Origin of the sequence: Leptolyngbya sp. FACHB-1624 (assembly GCF_047649235.1) — a bacterium.
Classification (GTDB): Bacteria; Cyanobacteriota; Cyanobacteriia; order Leptolyngbyales; family Leptolyngbyaceae; genus Leptolyngbya; species Leptolyngbya boryana.
In genome coordinates, this window is record NZ_CP180258.1 from 3,230,973 (window position 1) to 3,247,828 (window position 16,856).

Annotated in this window: 17 protein-coding genes; 9 read left to right on the top strand and 8 right to left on the bottom strand. The window is 47.5% G+C overall.

The features are described 5' to 3' along the window. Positions 1-2: 2 nt before the first annotated feature. Entirely contained in the window at positions 3-1,460 is a 1,458-nt protein-coding gene (gene dacB, locus ACMUEV_RS15140) for a D-alanyl-D-alanine carboxypeptidase/D-alanyl-D-alanine-endopeptidase (protein ID WP_190652472.1), read from the bottom strand. A 115-nt stretch (positions 1,461-1,575) separates the two neighbouring features. Between dacB and ACMUEV_RS15145 the strand changes: the two genes are divergently transcribed. From ACMUEV_RS15145 to ACMUEV_RS15155, 3 genes are all read left to right on the top strand, one after another. Beyond that, the gene (locus tag ACMUEV_RS15145; RefSeq protein ID WP_017288299.1) at positions 1,576-2,220 is read left to right on the top strand and encodes a hypothetical protein; all 645 of its coding nucleotides are present in this window, start codon (positions 1,576-1,578) and stop codon (positions 2,218-2,220) included. Between the two features lie 95 nt (positions 2,221-2,315). Beyond that, the gene (locus ACMUEV_RS15150; protein ID WP_017288298.1) at positions 2,316-2,918 is read left to right on the top strand and encodes a DUF1517 domain-containing protein; all 603 of its coding nucleotides are present in this window, start codon (positions 2,316-2,318) and stop codon (positions 2,916-2,918) included. Between the two features lie 114 nt (positions 2,919-3,032). Further along, positions 3,033-3,923 (top strand): hypothetical protein, encoded by an 891-nt coding sequence (locus ACMUEV_RS15155; RefSeq protein WP_017288297.1) that lies wholly within the window; start codon positions 3,033-3,035, stop codon positions 3,921-3,923. Between the two features lie 57 nt (positions 3,924-3,980). On the opposite strand, the gene ACMUEV_RS15160 is transcribed toward ACMUEV_RS15155, so the two are convergent. The 5 genes from ACMUEV_RS15160 to ACMUEV_RS15180 all read right to left on the bottom strand — a co-directional run bounded on the left by ACMUEV_RS15160 (position 3,981) and on the right by ACMUEV_RS15180 (position 10,345). Then, complete coding sequence (locus ACMUEV_RS15160) at positions 3,981-5,456, bottom strand: iron uptake porin (RefSeq protein ID WP_190652471.1); 1,476 nt, start codon at positions 5,454-5,456, stop codon at positions 3,981-3,983. Between the two features lie 63 nt (positions 5,457-5,519). Continuing rightward, on the bottom strand, positions 5,520-5,948 hold the full coding sequence (gloA, locus tag ACMUEV_RS15165; protein ID WP_017288295.1) for a lactoylglutathione lyase: 429 nt from the start codon (positions 5,946-5,948) through the stop codon (positions 5,520-5,522). Positions 5,949-5,958: 10 nt separating this feature from the next. Further along, complete coding sequence (locus ACMUEV_RS15170) at positions 5,959-6,606, bottom strand: CIA30 family protein (RefSeq protein WP_190652470.1); 648 nt, start codon at positions 6,604-6,606, stop codon at positions 5,959-5,961. A gap of 238 nt (positions 6,607-6,844) precedes the next feature. Further along, positions 6,845-7,354, bottom strand: coding sequence for a DUF2887 domain-containing protein (locus tag ACMUEV_RS15175; RefSeq protein ID WP_199329636.1), 510 nt, complete (start codon positions 7,352-7,354; stop codon positions 6,845-6,847). 522 nt (positions 7,355-7,876) lie between these two features. Beyond that, positions 7,877-10,345, bottom strand: coding sequence for an NACHT C-terminal helical domain 2-containing protein (locus ACMUEV_RS15180; RefSeq protein ID WP_190652469.1), 2,469 nt, complete (start codon positions 10,343-10,345; stop codon positions 7,877-7,879). 299 nt (positions 10,346-10,644) lie between these two features. Here ACMUEV_RS15180 and ACMUEV_RS15185 point away from each other — a divergent pair, with 299 nt between their 5' ends. Then, positions 10,645-11,019: a hypothetical protein gene (locus ACMUEV_RS15185; RefSeq protein WP_190652468.1), complete on the top strand. Its 375-nt coding sequence runs from the start codon at positions 10,645-10,647 to the stop codon at positions 11,017-11,019. 350 nt (positions 11,020-11,369) lie between these two features. Here the strand turns inward: ACMUEV_RS15185 and ACMUEV_RS15190 are convergent, their stop codons facing one another. Further along, positions 11,370-12,803, bottom strand: a complete 1,434-nt coding sequence (locus ACMUEV_RS15190; RefSeq protein ID WP_190652467.1) for an MFS transporter — start codon at positions 12,801-12,803, stop codon at positions 11,370-11,372. A gap of 117 nt (positions 12,804-12,920) precedes the next feature. Here ACMUEV_RS15190 and ACMUEV_RS15195 point away from each other — a divergent pair, with 117 nt between their 5' ends. The 3 genes from ACMUEV_RS15195 (at position 12,921) to ACMUEV_RS15205 (ending at position 14,985) form a co-directional block, all read left to right on the top strand. Next, positions 12,921-13,433, top strand: a complete 513-nt coding sequence (locus tag ACMUEV_RS15195; protein WP_017288278.1) for a phosphoribosyltransferase — start codon at positions 12,921-12,923, stop codon at positions 13,431-13,433. Positions 13,434-13,504: 71 nt separating this feature from the next. Further along, positions 13,505-14,311, top strand: a complete 807-nt coding sequence (locus tag ACMUEV_RS15200; RefSeq protein WP_190652466.1) for a D-alanyl-D-alanine carboxypeptidase family protein — start codon at positions 13,505-13,507, stop codon at positions 14,309-14,311. Continuing rightward, positions 14,308-14,985 carry an ATP-dependent Zn protease gene (locus ACMUEV_RS15205; RefSeq protein WP_190652465.1) on the top strand — a complete coding sequence of 226 codons (678 nt, stop codon included), beginning with the start codon at positions 14,308-14,310 and terminating at the stop codon, positions 14,983-14,985. The genes ACMUEV_RS15200 and ACMUEV_RS15205 overlap by 4 nt, the downstream gene beginning before the upstream one ends. Before the next feature lie 16 nt (positions 14,986-15,001). Here ACMUEV_RS15205 and ACMUEV_RS15210 read toward each other — a convergent pair whose 3' ends face one another. Beyond that, the gene (locus ACMUEV_RS15210) at positions 15,002-15,907 is read right to left on the bottom strand and encodes a cation diffusion facilitator family transporter (protein WP_190652464.1); all 906 of its coding nucleotides are present in this window, start codon (positions 15,905-15,907) and stop codon (positions 15,002-15,004) included. A gap of 143 nt (positions 15,908-16,050) precedes the next feature. Between ACMUEV_RS15210 and ACMUEV_RS15215 the strand changes: the two genes are divergently transcribed. Then, complete coding sequence (locus ACMUEV_RS15215) at positions 16,051-16,233, top strand: hypothetical protein (RefSeq protein WP_190652463.1); 183 nt, start codon at positions 16,051-16,053, stop codon at positions 16,231-16,233. Between the two features lie 78 nt (positions 16,234-16,311). Beyond that, complete coding sequence (locus ACMUEV_RS15220; protein ID WP_242044646.1) at positions 16,312-16,848, top strand: hypothetical protein; 537 nt, start codon at positions 16,312-16,314, stop codon at positions 16,846-16,848. Positions 16,849-16,856 lie beyond the last annotated feature (8 nt).

Genomic DNA, 16,856 nt, shown 5'->3' on the forward strand with positions numbered 1-16,856 from the left:
ACTTAGCAAGATTTCACTCGTGCTAATATTGCTACAATTTCACTGATTGCAGTTCGTTGGGCTGTAAAATCTTGTGCGTTATTGATGATGATGCTAAATGCGATCGGGGAATAACGGGGCGGAGTAATATACCCAGATAGCGCTGTTGCTCCGGTTAAAGTTCCAGTTTTGGCTTGGGTGATGCCTCTTGCTGGATGATCTTGAAATCGACCTGCTAATGTCCCGGTTTCTCCACCGATCGCTAAAGATTCTCGAAAATATTTTGCTTCTGGTTGCTGGAGCATGACTTGGAGTAACTTCACAAAAGCCGCAGGTGTACTCCAATTTTTTCTCGACAATCCGGCTGCGTCTTCGAGTTCAATCTCGTTCGATTCAATACCCAAACGGCTTAATCGCACAGCGACAGTTGCTAGCCCTTTCTCTAAAACCGTGCGACCCTCTGCCTGTGGGTTCTTTGCTCCAATCGTCCTCAGCAGTGCTTCTGCAAAGAGGTTATTACTATTCGTATTCGTTTCTTTCACCAATTCACTCAAAGGCGGCGAATCAATTCCTGCAACCTCAATTCCAAACGGTCGCATTGCTTGATCACTAATCTGCGATCGCGCGACTGAGATCTTCTCTTCCTGAAGAAATCGCACCAACTGCCGCAGAAAATACTGGTTCGGGTCCGGAACCGCGATCGCCCAGAGATCGGGCTTCGCTCCAACTTGCAACTGCCCCTCGACTTTCAAAATCGACTGGCTCAAATCTCGCTGAATTTGCAAAAATTCTTTGGTCTTTGTCTCGACCGTTCGAGAGCGATTATCGATTTGCCAGTACTGCGCCTGCGTTGGATCGTCCCATTTTAATTGCAACGGTTGTCCAACGGCTTGCGGTATCACCTGAAAGCCTAAACTGTTCTGATTCAAAATCAAACTATTGACAGGCACCGCGTAAGGCGCTTGGATATCTCCGACTGCCCAACTGGAAATCAAACTATCCTGTCCAAAATAACTATCCTCGATCGTCAATTCTGCAATTCGCTGAATCCCGCGCCGCTTCAACTGCTGCACCATTTCTTTCAACTGTTGATCGCTCAAACTCGGATCGCCTCGCCCGACTAATCGTAACCGCCATCCATTTGCAGTCGGCGTACCATACACCGAAGTGCGAATCCGAAAATTAGGACTGAACTCTTTCAGCGCGATCGCCGTCGTGAACAGCTTCATATTAGAAGCCGGAATAAAAAAGCGATCGGCATCTCGGCGATAGAGCGTCTGGCGACTGTCCAGCGTCTGAATCATCACTCCAAATCTGGATCGGGCAAACTCTGGACGATTGACGATCGCATCAATTTGCGGAGTTAATTGTTGCGAGCAAACTGCCCCCGATTCAGCACGCAAACTTGTCGTGAACCCTGTCAGACCCAGAAAAAACCATCCTAGTAGACTAATAATCAATCGCTGAGAGAACACGGTCATGACGATTTTGCAACAACAATTCACGGTAGATATCGGTGAAATCTCCCCTTAGTACAGTGCGGAAGTTTATCTTTCACCAATAGAATTGAAGCACAATCTTCAAAGAGTGATCATTATGGTGCAAGAACGTGATCTTCGACCCCGGAAAATGCAGGAGTCAGATCTCGATCGTCCACTTGGCGATCGCCCAATCCCGCCGATGCGGCATGAAAATTCCGGCACCCCTTTGAGCGATATTCTCTCAGGGTTAGCGTTACTCATATCGCTAATTGCATTTTTCCTCAGTGCCTACGCGGTGATTCAAGTCAGACGGCAATCTTCTGTTCAACCGCAATCGTCGAATCCGTCTGTAAGCCGTCCATTGTTGCCCTTTCTGTCCCAACCGCAGCAGGTTACACAGGGTCAATTTATCCAACCGACTGAAGACCGTTCCGCTCAGGTTGAACTGTTATCTGCAACGCGCGGCTCGTCGAATTCAGCCACGATTCAACTGCAAGTGCGTCGGCTCGATCGCCCAGTCACTGCGGCTCCGACTATCAATCTTGCCAATGCGATCGCGCTCAATTCCCGCACAAATGAGCAGTATCCAGTTATTCAGACACCCGCCTCTAATAATCAATTCATCAGTCTAAGCAACTTGCGTCCTGGATCGAGCCTGAACACTTCGGTGACGCTCCGAGTTCCTGATACGCTCGATCGCATTGATCTCGATATTCCCAATGTCCGTGTATTTCGCAATGTACCGATTTCGATTAGCTAATCTCCCAGGTGCAAAGATTTCAACCTGGGATAGAAATTTCTGTTTCTAGGGCGGTTTATCATTCTGAAAGATTTTAGACTGGGGACGCATTGATTATGAGTTCATGGCGCGATCGCTTCAATCAATTCACAGGCAGAAGTCGCTTTGTCGTCTGCCGTATTTTTATCCATTTGGCGGGGGATGAAGTCGCGCCATTGTTAGGCGTGTTGAACCAAGCAGGTCGAGATGCGATCGCGTCAGAGGGCGATTTACATACCCTCGGCGAAGGGTTAGTTGAAATTTGTCAAAGTTTATTGCAGTACCAAACCTACTGGCGATCGGCAGCCAATGAAGGCGATGCAATTCGGGATGAAGGCGAAGCAGGCGACTACGTGAACGAATTATTTACCGATTCGGCTCAACGCTATCTCAGTGCCCCTGAGCTTGAAAGTGCGGAAACCTCACCTGACGAATTGACGTTACCCGTCACTCAGAATTTGGTCGTGATGATTACGATCGCAGCAGAAGGAGAAGCTCCTGAACTCGAAACGGATTTAGCGGATTTGCGGGCACTGCAAGCTGGACTGAAAGCGATCATCAATTTGCACTACCAAGAACGTCTCCGAGCCGTTCAAGTTCATTTCTCTCCCTCTCGTTTGGGTGACGAACTTAGCACCGATCAGCTTATAGAATTTTTTCCAGAACTGATTCCCCTTTAGAATCGGAAGGTAAAGAACGGGGGAATAGGGGCACGGGGCAAAAGGTAATTTCTCCCCACTCCCCCACTCCCCACTCCCCCACCTCTGAGACTCTAGAACGGTACTGAAACACCCATGTTTATCTCCATTAACCTCGCTCGATCGATGATGCGAAAATTTCTTGCCCTCTCTATGTCGGTAGCTTTATGTTGGACTGCAGTTGGCTGTAGCAGTTCTTCTTTAGGCGATCCTCAACGTCCGCAAGATCGCCCCGCTGCAACCACTCGTGCGGATCAAAAATTGCCCAATGGTCAGTTTGGGGTTCAGCAAGCCACGTTTGATGATGGCACAGGCGAGTATACGGTTCTTCTCAGAGATACGCCTGCTGGAGTCAATTCGGCGTTTAGAACTGAAAATTTGAAGCTAGCTCAATTGACTCCAGACGAGGTAAAAGCAGGTCAAAAAGCTTACCTCAAGTCTGAAAATGGGGAAGTGTCGCTACATATTCCTGAAGAGTTCAAAATTGAGTACGTCCATAACGTTACCGAGAATGTCACTGATCCCCAAACGGGTCGGACTGAAACGGTGGTTGTGCGCCAAGAGCCGAGTTTCTGGTCGCCGTTTGCAGGGGCTTTAGCAGGTCAAGCGATCGGGAGTTTACTGTTCCGTCCTCAGTACTATGTGCCGCCCTTCTATCAACCTGGTGTGCCTTTGACAGGATTTGGTGGTTATGGTTCTTCTTACGGTCAAGCGGTGAATCGCTACCAAGAACGCTATCGCTCTGCGCCTGTGGTTGAACGAAATCGACAAGTCTTCCGGTCAACCGGTCGAATCGGTTCTCCAGGATTAAATAATCCGCGAGTGCGCCGCCCGGCGATTAATCGAGATCGCCCAACTGGATCGGGATACGGAACCAGCACCCTTCGTCGATCAAATCGCTCCACTCCAAGCCGAGTCAATCGCCCAGGTGGATTTGGCAGCGGAACGCGATCGAGATCGTCGTTCGGTAGCGGCAGAAGACGTTAAAGATTTGGTAAGCCCTCGATTATCGGGGGCTTTTTCGTAATGCAATTCACGACCAACCTAAAACTCATACAACACCCGCAACGACCACTCTAAAATCGTCGGACTCGCCCGATTATTCGGATTCGATACGACCGTAACAGAAGGACTGATATTCAAGCGATCGTTGAGCAACAGACCAAAGAATGCTTCAAAATTCGTCTGAGTCTTATTGCCTAAGCGATCGCTAATAAATGGCTGTCCAACAGCAAGTCCAGCTTTCGATCCGGGAATTAAAAAGTTCTGAAACGAAACCCCTAACGCCCAAGTTTTTGGATTGAGGTCTAAATCTTGTTGGAGAATGGAGTTAAAGCCTTCATAGCTTCCAATTCCCAATCGCCCAAATATTCCAAACACTCCGAATCGCCTTTGAATCGCCCATTCTGCGCTTAAACCAGCCGCATTGATCTGCGTGCCATTAATATCAGCATGAGTGTACTGGGCGCGAACGGTGATCGGTTGATTTGGAATCGTATATTCAGCTTCGAGACTGGCTTGATAGCGGTCTTGAAACAATCCTGTGGTTGCAGAATCGGCAGCAGCGTACAGTCCTCGAATCACCAATGCTCGATTCGCATTCCAAGAAATTGCCGCACCAGCTCCCCCAAAGCGATCGATTTCATTCTGCACAATCAAAGGATTGTTCGCAAAAAAGCTCGACCCAAAGTTTTGCCCGGATTGATTGGCAAATTGATTGCGATCGATAAAATCGCTAGGTGGTAAATTTGATCCGACTGAAACTTGCAAATTCTCAGCAGGGCGAAACGAATAGTAAAGTTTGCGAACCCTCAATTCACGCGGAACTCCCACAGCATCGAGTCCGCCACCATCTGCCAAAATTCCATTCGTTCCTAGTAAGTTTTGCCGCGCGTCGTGTGCTTTGGAAATTGCATCTCGCCCATCATTTCCGGCTTGGAGTTGCGTCACTAACACATCGTTCCCTTGAAAGCTGGTGAGTAAGTTTAACCGCACGCGAGACAGCAATGTTGCCTGATCGTTTGTACCATTCGTCACACCGTAATAAACTTGCCCGCTCAGCTTTGTCGTTGTCGAAAATTGCTGACGTTCGACTGTAGCTGTCCGATTGTCCAGATCATCAACGCGCGATCGTAGCTGCGATAAGGCTTCTCCATAAGCGGCAACCACGCGGCGAATTGTTTGCATATCTTCTGCGATCGTATTGGCTGAATTGCCTGCAATTAATTGTTCTTCAATTCGACCGATGACATTTGCGATCGCGGCTGCAAACTCATTCCGAGTCAGAGGACGATTGCCGCGAAAGGTGCGATCTGGATAGCCGGAGAGAATTCCATAACGCTCGACCAAGGATTTAACCGCTTGATATGCCCAATCGCTAGGACGAATATCGGTTAATTCCGAAACAGTCGTGACTTGCTCCATTGGCTCGCTCGGCTCATCGGAAACGGGCTGCGATCGCGCTGGCAAAACGGCGGTTGCAAGGATTATACCGATACAGATCCAATTCAACTCTTTCACAGACTCACTCCTCAGACGGGCTGCCAAACTTAGTTATAGCAGCCCTCTGAACCCGAGCGCGCTTTAAGCGTTCGCAGTTGCCTCCTTTTTCTCTGAAGTTGATCCTTGTGTTCCAAGCTGAATCAATTCGATCTTGTACCCATTCGGATCTTCAACAAAAGCAATCACAGTGGAGCCATGTTTCATTGGACCAGGTTGCCGCGTTACTTTTCCACCACGCGCGGCGATCGCCTCACAGGTTGCATAAATATCATCGACCCCGATCGCAATATGACCGTAAGCATCACCTAAGTCATACTGCTCTTTTCCCCAGTTGTAGGTGAGTTCGATGACGGTGTGATCTGCTTCTTCGCCATAGCCGACAAACGCTAAAGTAAATTCGCCACCGGGATAATCTTTTTTGCGTAAGAGTTTCATTCCGAGCGTGTCGCAGTAGAATTTCAGCGACTCGTCCAGGTTTCCGACTCGTAGCATCGTGTGTAATAAACGCATCAACTTTCTCCTAGTAGGCAGCGATCGACAAAATTTCTAAACGAAATGTTCCAGGATTAAATCTCGGATTCAACGTTCCGTCATATTCAAATTTACTCAGCATGAGTTGCAACGATCGAATATGTTTAGACGAAAGTTTCGCATTAGGAACCGTCTTGGCTCGAAAAACTGGAATCGTCTGAGCAAAAGGAATTTGTATTGTCATCCATTCGCTGCTTACAGTATCAAACGAATAGGAATAGCCTGTACTATCCCAACCGTCGCTGTCTCGAATCAGAAATTTGTATCGGTTGCCATCGCCTTTGATCCGCAACTCAATTCCGGATTGATTAGATAAGTCAAGAGGTGGATCAAAATTGCGTGTCCGAATCGAAGCAAATCCGCCAGAATTCTCGATCGAGACATTGCCCGTAAAAACAGCAACACCCCCCTCAAGACGGATGCCACTATTACTAACACCGCCCATCACGACATCATCAAGTGCCCCCCAAGTATTTTTCAAATCTGTTGCTGAATCGTTGAAGTCGAAGAGAACAGTTTCATTTGAGGTCAAAGGTTTGGGGCGTGGTTGAAACATGTTTTGTAGCCAGCTAACGACGGGTATCGCTTCAAAATACTCTAATGTTTGCACAAATCGACCAAGATCCCACTGAGCCATGATATTCACCAAATGAAGAGGCTTTCCCTACTCTAGCGACGAAACCTTGATTCCTGATCGTGGTTTCAACTCGTTCGTTTGTTCCTGATACTGCAAAGATTACGATGCTAAAGCAAAGAGGTCTTTGGATAGGTGCGTTAATTTTATCGATCGTGCTTTCGATCCAATGCTTGTGAGTTCTGAGGAAGTTGAAGTTTACGTTGCGGTATTGGAGTTTATGTAGGCATTGAGAATTGCGTTAATTGGTATGTTCTGCGATCCAATCGTCTAAATCTTCCAGGTTGGTGAAGTCGAATAGTGCTTCGCTGAGGTCTTCGAGAATTGGAAGAGATAAGGTGGCGAGTTGCGATCGTACACTTTCAGGAATTTCTTGCTGAAAATGGCGGCTTAAGAATCGAGTCAGCAGGATAACGGCTTCTTCTTCTCGCCCTTCTTCTTTAGCTTCTCGAATTGCGCGGGGTTCTTCAGATAAATTCAGTCCGATCATGGCTCTGACCTCTGCTCGACTTAGGTTTGCAAATTTATACACCAGGATGGAGGTGACGATATCTATTATGTCGTCTCTTTGTTTGGGTGTTAATGGCGTTTGTTCGATACGGGACAGTAAAGTTTTTGCGGCTTGGGGGGCTTCGGTTTCTTTTGTAATAGCCAAAACGAGTGCGGCGACTGGAAGCGGAAGCGATTCGATGTCTCCGATTTCGTCGAGAAAAATGCGGTGGACTTGTTCGCCATTGAGTAGAGATCGCACTCGGGTGCAGTTTGGTTTGCTCGGTGTTGTGGTTGCGATCGATGATGACGGCTTGCCAGTCTGAGAGGATGTTTTAAAAGTAATCGTTGAGACACATTCACCCGCCCCCGGACTGAAAGTCGGGGCTAGTTGAACAAAGTCCGCTGAAGGGACTAACAGCCAATCAAAATCAGGTCTTAAGTCCTTTGAAAAGGACTTCGCCCGGTTAGCCCCGAATTCATTCCGGGGCGAGATAGAACGGAGCGAGGAAACGGTTGATACTTTTAAAACACCCTCTGAAAAGCGGGCGGTGTTATTGATGAAGCACGATCGCTGAATTCATACGATTCCAATTGCTCAAAGTCCCCCATTTTGGGGGACTTAGGGGGCTAAAGCCAAATAAAACGCAGCAAGAATTCCGCATTCACGATCGCTATTTCCAATCGCATTTCACAATCCCATTGATTGCATTATCCATCGAATTGCATGTCTGAGAGAGTCGATCGCGTTTCCAAAGTTTTGAGGTTGCGTCTTGGGCTTGAGTCATGTGCTGATGTCGGAGCAATTGTAGGGCAACAGTAAGGTCGCTTCGATTTCCTCGCGGACTTCGCGGCTGACGTAGCAATCGCTGTTGAGGCAGGCGACAAGGAGACTGTTGGCATCATAGTACTGATTGAGAAGTTTTCTCTGACTAAATGTAAACTGCCAATTGTGCCCGATGTTGCGATGCTGGATGATCACAGTTCTAAGTCGCTCACTCCAATCCTGTCCATTTGTTTTCCACCATTGTCTAAAGTGTTCCTTGTTTTCAGTTGAGGGAAGTTGTGCTTTAAGCTGTTGAAGCTTTCGTTTTAACTCGGGGTCACGGTCGCGGTCAAGGTTGAGGGCGAGGTCGAGGGCACGGGCGAGAGCACGGGCGAGAATACGGGCGAGGGCACAGGCACGGGTGAAGTCGCGGTCAAGGGCGAGGTCGCGGTCGAAGTCGCGATCGAAGTCACGGTCGCGAGCGAGGTTGAGGTTGAGGTCGCGGGCGAGGGCGAGAGCGACCTCGCGGTTGAGGGCGAGGTTGAAGTCGAGGCCGAGGGCGAGGTAAAAAGCCCGAATCGCAACAGGTTTATAGGGAACTTCTGTAGAGCAAGACTTTTGCTCAACCCAAGTGAGAAATTGTTGGAGTTTCTCATCTTTCGCCAGAAGACTATCGATTTCTTGTTTCATTGCTAGTAATAGCTTATCTGCATTTCTCAGCATTCCAACCATCAGTAAAAAGACTTCTCGCCAACGCTTTTCGGTAACATGGCAGACAATCTCTTTGAAATCTCCATCAGACTTTTCAATTTGTCGAGCGGTGAAGTATTCCTGAAAAGTCAGATGAGAAAATGAATAGATTCCGCGTGCCCGCTCAACGAGTAAGCCATGTTGTGCCTCGATCGATTTCAACACCGCTTCGCGATCGAGTTGCAAGGTTTCCGGGTCAAGATTTGCATCAGGTAAGTTGCGAATGTAGTCTTGAATCTCCTCCTCAACAAATTTCTGCTTGAAAAAGTACTCGCTTCGCATGAACGCATTAAAAGCAATTTGGCTCAGTAAGTCTTCTTTGCGATTGAGCGAAAGTTGTTTGTATACGACATCTCGCGTGATGTTTCGCTTGCCATCCCACTTTTTCAGCAAGACATCTAAGCCTTCTTTGTAGAGTTCTGCTCGGTTCGCTGGAAATCCAGCTTGTTCGCCGTAAACCAAGCACAGCAGAGTAAGCAAGAGGGGATTCGTGGCAAGTTCTTGTAAACCTGGATGTGCTTCTAATGCTTTTGGAAACTCTGTTGCTTTAGTTGGATCTTTGTGCTGAAACCACTTGAAGGCAAAGTCAGCGATTTGCTCTGTATCAAAATCAGCAACTTCGACCTCTATGAATTTCTCAAACGTGTATTCCTTGGCTGCAATCCGACAGGTCATCACAAATTGATTGCCATCGAACTGTAGAGAAGTCTGCTGAATTGTTTTTAAGACATGGTTCTGATCTTCTGCCCGCACTTCGTCTAATCCATCAAGCAGAATCAGCGATCGACCCGCCAGCAAAATCTTTTTGACGATTTCAGGATTCTCGATTCCACATTCAGCAAATTGTTTTGCAATAAATTCGATCAAGCTTGGTCGTCCTGATGCTTCTGCAAATTCTTTCAGGGTGACAAAGATCGGAATGTAATTTTTGTACAGTTGTCCTGCCTGACATTGCAGTGCTAGCCACTTGAGAAAAGTCGTTTTACCTGCTCCTGGCTTGCCTAAAATCAAGAGTTTGTCATGCTTTTGAACTGCTTCTAATCCGGGGATGCGTTTTTGCTGCACTCTTCCTAGACTAAAGCGATCGAAATCTTCAAAATTACAACCTTCGAGCAATTCCTCAATACTGCGCCGTCGATTCCCTGTGAGCTTTTCCAGAATGTTGACGGTTGTGTAAATCGAATCGATCGTAATCGGTTGCTCCATATCCAACACGCGCATCGAGCCACAGCGTTTTTGAATGTCAGAGCTAATCTTTTGGCGAACTTCTTGAACGATTGCATCAATATCAGAATGTGGAAATTCGATCGCATACCGAATCCCCGTCACCACATTCTGAAACGCCTCATCCCGATTTTCCCATGTAGTAATCGGTTTACCATTCTGCGGCAAAGCTTGTAATTTACTAAATGACGCACCTTGCCAATCGCCCGGACGCAGTAACACAGGAATGACGATCGCTTCTTTTGCCTTATGCCGCTCCATTGCCTGTCTGAGTTCAACTTCATAGCACTCCCTAGAAGCCAGAAAATCCGGGCTAATCAGCAGCAGGATAATTTGAGCCGATTCGAGATAATGATCAATCTGTGCAGCCCGTTCAGCCCCCGCCGGAATCTGTTGATTATGCCAAGCTCGAATGATGCCTTGGTTTTTCAGATTGCTGAGATGCTTCTCCAACCCTTTCATCAGCAATTCATCTTCACGGGCGTAGGAAATGAAAATCTCGATCGGCTGCATCGTCTGTCAGAGCAAAGAGTCGTTTAATGTCTCATACTCTAGCGAGAAAAATCAAGAAATTCTATTCGCGACTAGGTTTTGGTTTTACGATCGCTCTTCCCCATTCCCCCATTCCCCCACTTGTAACGCCATTCCCACCCTCGGAATCGCAATTCCAAACCCTGTAACGCCATTCCCATCCCCGGAATCGCAATTCACTGCACGATTATCTAATGCCCCATCTTTGAATCACGATCGCTGTATCTGTTGCATCGACATCGGGAACATTGACAGTAATATTCAGCCAAAGGAGACAAACAATGGCAACTGTCGATACCAGCAAACGCTTGCGAAACAGCATCATTCAAGACGATATCAAAGCTTTACAGGGAGCGAAAGGGCTGCCCAACTATACCCCTTTCCGTTCCGAAGCAAGAACCGATCTCCTATCCGACCTCGAATCCAAAATGCGCTTCGCTCAAGAAGCCGAACTGCAAGCCAAAGCCCAATATCAAGCCGCACAAAATACGGCTCAAGAACTCGAATGGAAATTCCACAATGCCATTCTCACCCTAAAACAATCCGTCATTGCTCAATATGGAGATGATGGCAACGAAGTCGAAGCAATCGGCTTACAAAAAAAATCCGATCGCAAACGCCCCCAACGCAAAGCCAAATTTGCTCAGTCAGCTTAATAACAATCTGAAACGGCTTAAAATCCCCCATTTTGGGGGATTTAGAAAGCAACCCCAAGCCATCTGACCTTCAAATCAGCTAGCTATACCCAATCGCTCGATCGCACATTTCACTAAGTAGATGGGCGTAATTAAATATCAGTTCGGCAAGTTCTCTCGCTTCGTTGCTGACTCGCCCCGAATTCATTCCGGGGCTACCAGTGCGAAGTCCACGCTGGGACTAACAGCCAAAGACAACTCTTTCTTCAGTGGGTTTCAACCCACTTCGCACGGTTAGCCCGAACTTCCAGTTCAGGGCGGGACGCAAACGAGAGCGACTATCTTCCAATTTATTTCACCTCCCTCCCTACTTACTGACCCTGATCGCGCTTCCGCTCATGCAACTGCAAGCGAATCTGAGTATGCACATCCTTCGTAATCGGATAGAAATACGTCAACACCATGCCAATCAGCAAAGCGACTGTCGGCACAGGTCCGATCGACGATCGAATCGCCAACAACACACTCTCCGGCTGCACAGGCAAAGGAACTGCATCAGTCGGCGGAACATATCCCGCATTCCCCAATTGCTGCAATACCACTGCTACTGCAACTCCCAAACAAACCTTCTGCAAAAACGTCACAAAGCTATAAAAAATGCCTTCGCGCCGCTGTCCCGTCCGCAACTCATCGAGTTCGATCACATCCGGCAACATCGACCACGGAATCAAATACGCCACCGACACCCCAAACCCCGACATCACCGCCAAGGTATACATCAAAGTCATTTGTCCCGGTTGCAAAAAGAACAAGCCACCTTGAGCAATAATCCAAAGCACCATGCCTGCAAAGTAAACCCCCCGCTTCCCAATCCGATGACTCAATTGATTCCAAACGGGAAGCATGAGCATCGCCGTCAATTGCACAGCTAAAACGACACTCGGTACTGCCCAAGCATCATTCAACCGCATCACACTTGCAACAAAGTAAGGAATAATTGCTGCTGTCAGTTGAAAACTCAGCCACGAACAGAGATAAATTCCCACCACAAACAGAAAAGGCCCATTACTAAACGCGATTTTAAGCTGTTGCACGATCGGAATCGACACAGGCATCTCCGCTTCTGGATGCTGCAATCCGACTGCTTTCATGCGATCGAATGTCCCCCAAACGCACCAAAACAAAGGCAACACCGACAAAACACCGCACACAATCCCGATCGCAACATAGCGGTCACTCAAATTTGGAAATCTAGAGCTAATCAAGCCGACTAAAATCAGCGACAGAATACTGCCCCCAATTGAGAATGCAAATCGAAAACTATTCAAGCTGGTGCGCTCGTCATAGTCTTGCGTCATTTCAGGAGTCATCGCCGTATACGGCAAATTCACCACTGTATACAGCCAGCCAAGCACGATCGAAATAAACGTGTAATACCAAAACAATCCCCACTGCTGCGAACCTGCGTTATCGCTAAATTTCGGCACAATCCACTGCAAGAAGAAGAAAAACCCAAACGGAACCGCACCCGCCAAAATCCAAGGATAGCGACGACCCAGTCGCGATCGCGTTTTATCGCTCATCACCCCGACCATCGGATCGTTCACCGCATCCCAAACTTTTCCGATTAACTGCGTTTGCCCTGCCAAACTTGGATTGAGTCCTGCGACATCGGTTAAAAAAGGCGACAGATAAAAAATTAAAATATTTGCCGTAATTGCAGGTCCTAAATCCCCTGCTCCATACGCCACCTTCGTCTTTAAGTTAAGCTTTTCAGAGACCGATTCATTAGCAGAATTGTTCATAACAGATCGCACAAGCCGGGTTAACAAGTTGTATTATTTTCTTCGGCTTCGGCTGCGATCGCACAAGTCGCAGAAAAACTTAATTCATCCTCAACTCTATAATTCATCCTCAACTCTATGTCGGATCTCTATGTCAGTTGGTCAGACTATCATCGCTTGATCGAGAAACTTGCCCTTCAGGTCTACAAATCTGAATGGGAATTTAATCAGATTGTCTGTTTAGCTAGAGGCGGATTACGGATTGGAGATCTCCTCTCTCGCATGTTTGATGTGCCTTTGGCAGTGTTGTCTACTTCTTCCTATCGGAGTGGATCGCGATCGCGCAGTGCGTTAGTCTTTTCCAAAGATCTCAGTATGACGACTCTGAATCTGGGTAGCCACGTTTTAATTGTGGATGATCTCGTTGATTCGGGTGTGACGCTGCAAAAAACGATTCCTTGGCTCAAACAGCATTACGGCTTCTATATCGAAGAAATGCGCACCGGGGTTCTCTGGTATAAAGATTGCTCGGTGATCAAGCCTGACTATTACGTCGATTATTTGGCGGATAATCCCTGGATTCACCAGCCGTTTGAAAAATACGAGGATATGAAGCCCTCTGATCTGCTGGAACTGGAGAAAGTGGAATGACGCTGCGATCGCAATCCCGGATTATTGCTATTCTGTAATACTGTGAGCCGTGGAGTTGAGGAGCGCCCCTCTTGAGTAATGCCAGTCAGCCGGGAAAACCTCCGCAAGATCAAGCACCGTCTTTTGATGACATTCCGATTGCTGAGCGCGAATCTCCGATTGCGCCTCCGGTTCAGTCTGGCTCGAAGTTTTGGCTATGGCTAGGCGGACTGGTGACGATCGCGCTACTGTCCGGAGGCGGGTGGCTTGCCTATCAATGGTGGCTGAGTCGCAGTATTGCAAGTCCCACGCCTGTGGCTGAAAGCCCACAGCCGAGTGACGCAAAATCTCCGGATGATGGGAGACTTCTCAATCATTTTGCCTATCCCGAAGCACCGCTAAACGACCTCGAAGCCGTTTCTGCTGATGGTGGAATAAAAATGCGAACTCCTGCCGCTAGAGCCTTCAAAGAGATGGTGGCAGCAGCGAATGCCGAAGGCGTAATTCTCAATCCGCTTTCCGGATTTCGATCGCTTCAAGAACAGCAGCAAGTTTATTTTGATGTCAAAGCAGAACGGGCACAGACCCCAGAACAGCGTGCTTTAGTCAGTGCGCCGCCTGGATATAGTGAACATCACACTGGATACGCGATCGATATTGGCGATGGCACGGTTCCAGCGGTAAATCTTAGTCCAGATTTCGATAAGACTCCTGCCTACCGATGGCTGGCTGCCAATGCAACAAGATTTAATTTTGAACTCTCTTTTCCCCAGGGAAACAAACAGGGTGTGACTTATGAGCCTTGGCATTGGCGATTTGTAGGGGATAAGCAAAGCTTAGAAACCTTCTACAGAGCGAAAGAATTCAAGCAAGAAAATCCGCCTACCCCAAATCCATGAATCAAACTGCATTGAATCTCGTTGCGATCGGCATTTTCACGATGACGATGAGCACTTTGCTCAGCCCGTTGCTGAATTTTTCGCCTGCGATTCCTGCGATCGCAACCTTTAGCATTCTTGGACTTGCAACGCTGGATTCGTTTCAGTGGCAAGGGAAGTTTGGCACACTCTGCCTCGATTGGCTTGCTCGGTTTTCACCGGCTCATCGCGATCGCGTTCTGCGACATGAAGCAGGACATTTTCTCGTTGCTCAACAACTGCAAATTCCGGTCGTTGGTTATACCTTAAATGCGTGGCAAGCGTTTCGCCAAGGGCAAGCCGGACTGGGCGGTGTGCAGTTTGACACTCAGGAATTAGAAGCGGAACTTCAGCAAGGCAAGCTCTCATCTCAATTGCTTGAGCGTTACTGTACGGTTTGGATGGCGGGAATTGCGGCAGAGCAATTAGCGTATGGCAATTCAGAAGGGGGCGCAGACGATCGCCAGAAATTCCGTGAGACTTTAACGAAATTACGTATTCCTGCGTCAGAATTGCCTCAGCGGGAGCGTTTATCTATTTTGAGAGCGAAAGATCTCTTGAAAAATCATCAATCCGCCTACGATGCGTTAGTCGTTGCTTTGCAGGAGAATCAATCGATCGAACAATGTTATTCAGCGATTCAAGACCAAGCTTAATTGCCGTGTTTAGGCTCTACATACCGCAATCGCTCTGCATACACGGCAGAAAAGCTGAACCTGTCTCAATCTGAATCGTACTGTGTTCGATTCCAAATCGATCGTGCAGGTCGTGAGAAATCCGAGCCAGAAAATCCGAGCCAGGTACGCCTGCAAGCATGACGAGATGTGCTGTTAAAGCGGGTTCTGTTGAACTCAGTGCCCACACATGTAAATCATGAATCGAGCCAACTCCGGGTAAGTCTAGTAAATAGTTTTGAATCGCTCGTAAATCTACATTTGCAGGCACACCATCTAATGCCAAACTGAGCGACTCTTGCAGCAAATTCCATGCACCGATTCCAATCACGACTGCAATTCCCATACTTGCGATCGCATCAATTGACTGCCACCCAGTCAAAGTAATGATCAACCCACTCAAGACCACACCCACCGAAACTAAAGCATCTGCAACCATGTGCAGAAATGCGCCTTTCACATTCACATCATGCTGATGGTCTTTCCGAAACATCAAAGCTGTTGCACCATTCACCAAAATCCCGATCGCAGCGACAATTATCACGGTCAGACTTTCGACAGGCTTCGGATCAATCAAGCGCTGAATCGCTTCGATCGCAATAAAGACCGTCACACTGAGCAGCAAACTAGAGTTAATTAGTGGCGAGAGAATCGAAGCTCTCCGCAGTCCATAAGTATGACGTTTCGTAGGACGACGACGTGCCAGTGTATATGCGCCCCAAGCGATCGCGAGTCCCAAAACATCGCCTAAATTATGTCCCGCATCCGCGAGTAAAGCGAGAGAATTCGTCAACCAACCAAACGTCGCTTGAGCCATTACAAAGCCTAAATTGAGAACGATACCGATGAGAAAAGCGCGATCGTATCGAACGGTTGAATGATCGTGATGGTGATGATGATGCATTAGAATGCTCTGGCTCAACCTTCAAAGACTGCCTTCAGAATATCTGAACGCTCATTCAGATGTCTAGCCTAATATGAATTGAGCGGACTGATGAATCTGTAGTAGAAGATGAGACTATTTATCGTGTATTGCGGAGAGATATTATGCAGGAATCCTCTGTTTATCGTTCAATCTTGGCAGAAGGAAAAGAGCAGAATCGGCGAGAAATTGCTATGAATTTTCTATGTGAAGGGTTTCCAATTGAAGCAATTGCCCGTGGGACATGTTTGTCGATCGAAGAAGTCCAACACCTTCAACAACAAACGAATAATGCTCCACAGAACTAGCGATCGTGCTCTTTGCTCTCAGAAACTGCTTAGGGCTTGTTGTTCAACTTAGGAAAGCTCTGTATTTAGTGTCAATTCATGAGTATGTATGACCATTTAGAGCCATTGAAGAAAAGATTGCGCTCTCTAGAAATTGACCAAGTGCCAGACCCTTGGAAACGTCTTGCCGCTTTCTCTATAGGTGGATTGCGCTCAGTTGGGTACGATCGCGAATCTGATAACTTGCTAGTTGTATCTTCACAAGGTCGAGGTGTCATTGACTGTCTCAAAGGGCAAAAAATTGCAAGAGATGATGAGGAATACTATGAGAATGAGACGTACCTGGAAGCTCAAGGCATTGGTATCTTAAGCGATCGCATTATTAGAATGGCTGGTTTATTTGGAGGTGGACTTCCAACTATTACAGAAGACGGTTGGCAGCTTGAATGCGTTACATTGAGCTTCCCAGAGCAAATGGTGATTTTGCTTCCCCCTAATTCTTATCTGTATAGTAAGCCTAACAGGATGACCAAAATATACGAAGACGCTGATATCAGAGCGTATGGGTTTTCTTACAGTGGCAAGTCATTTGTTATTGCTACACCTAGCGATGTAACTATCTTCGCAAGAGGGTAGAGCGATCG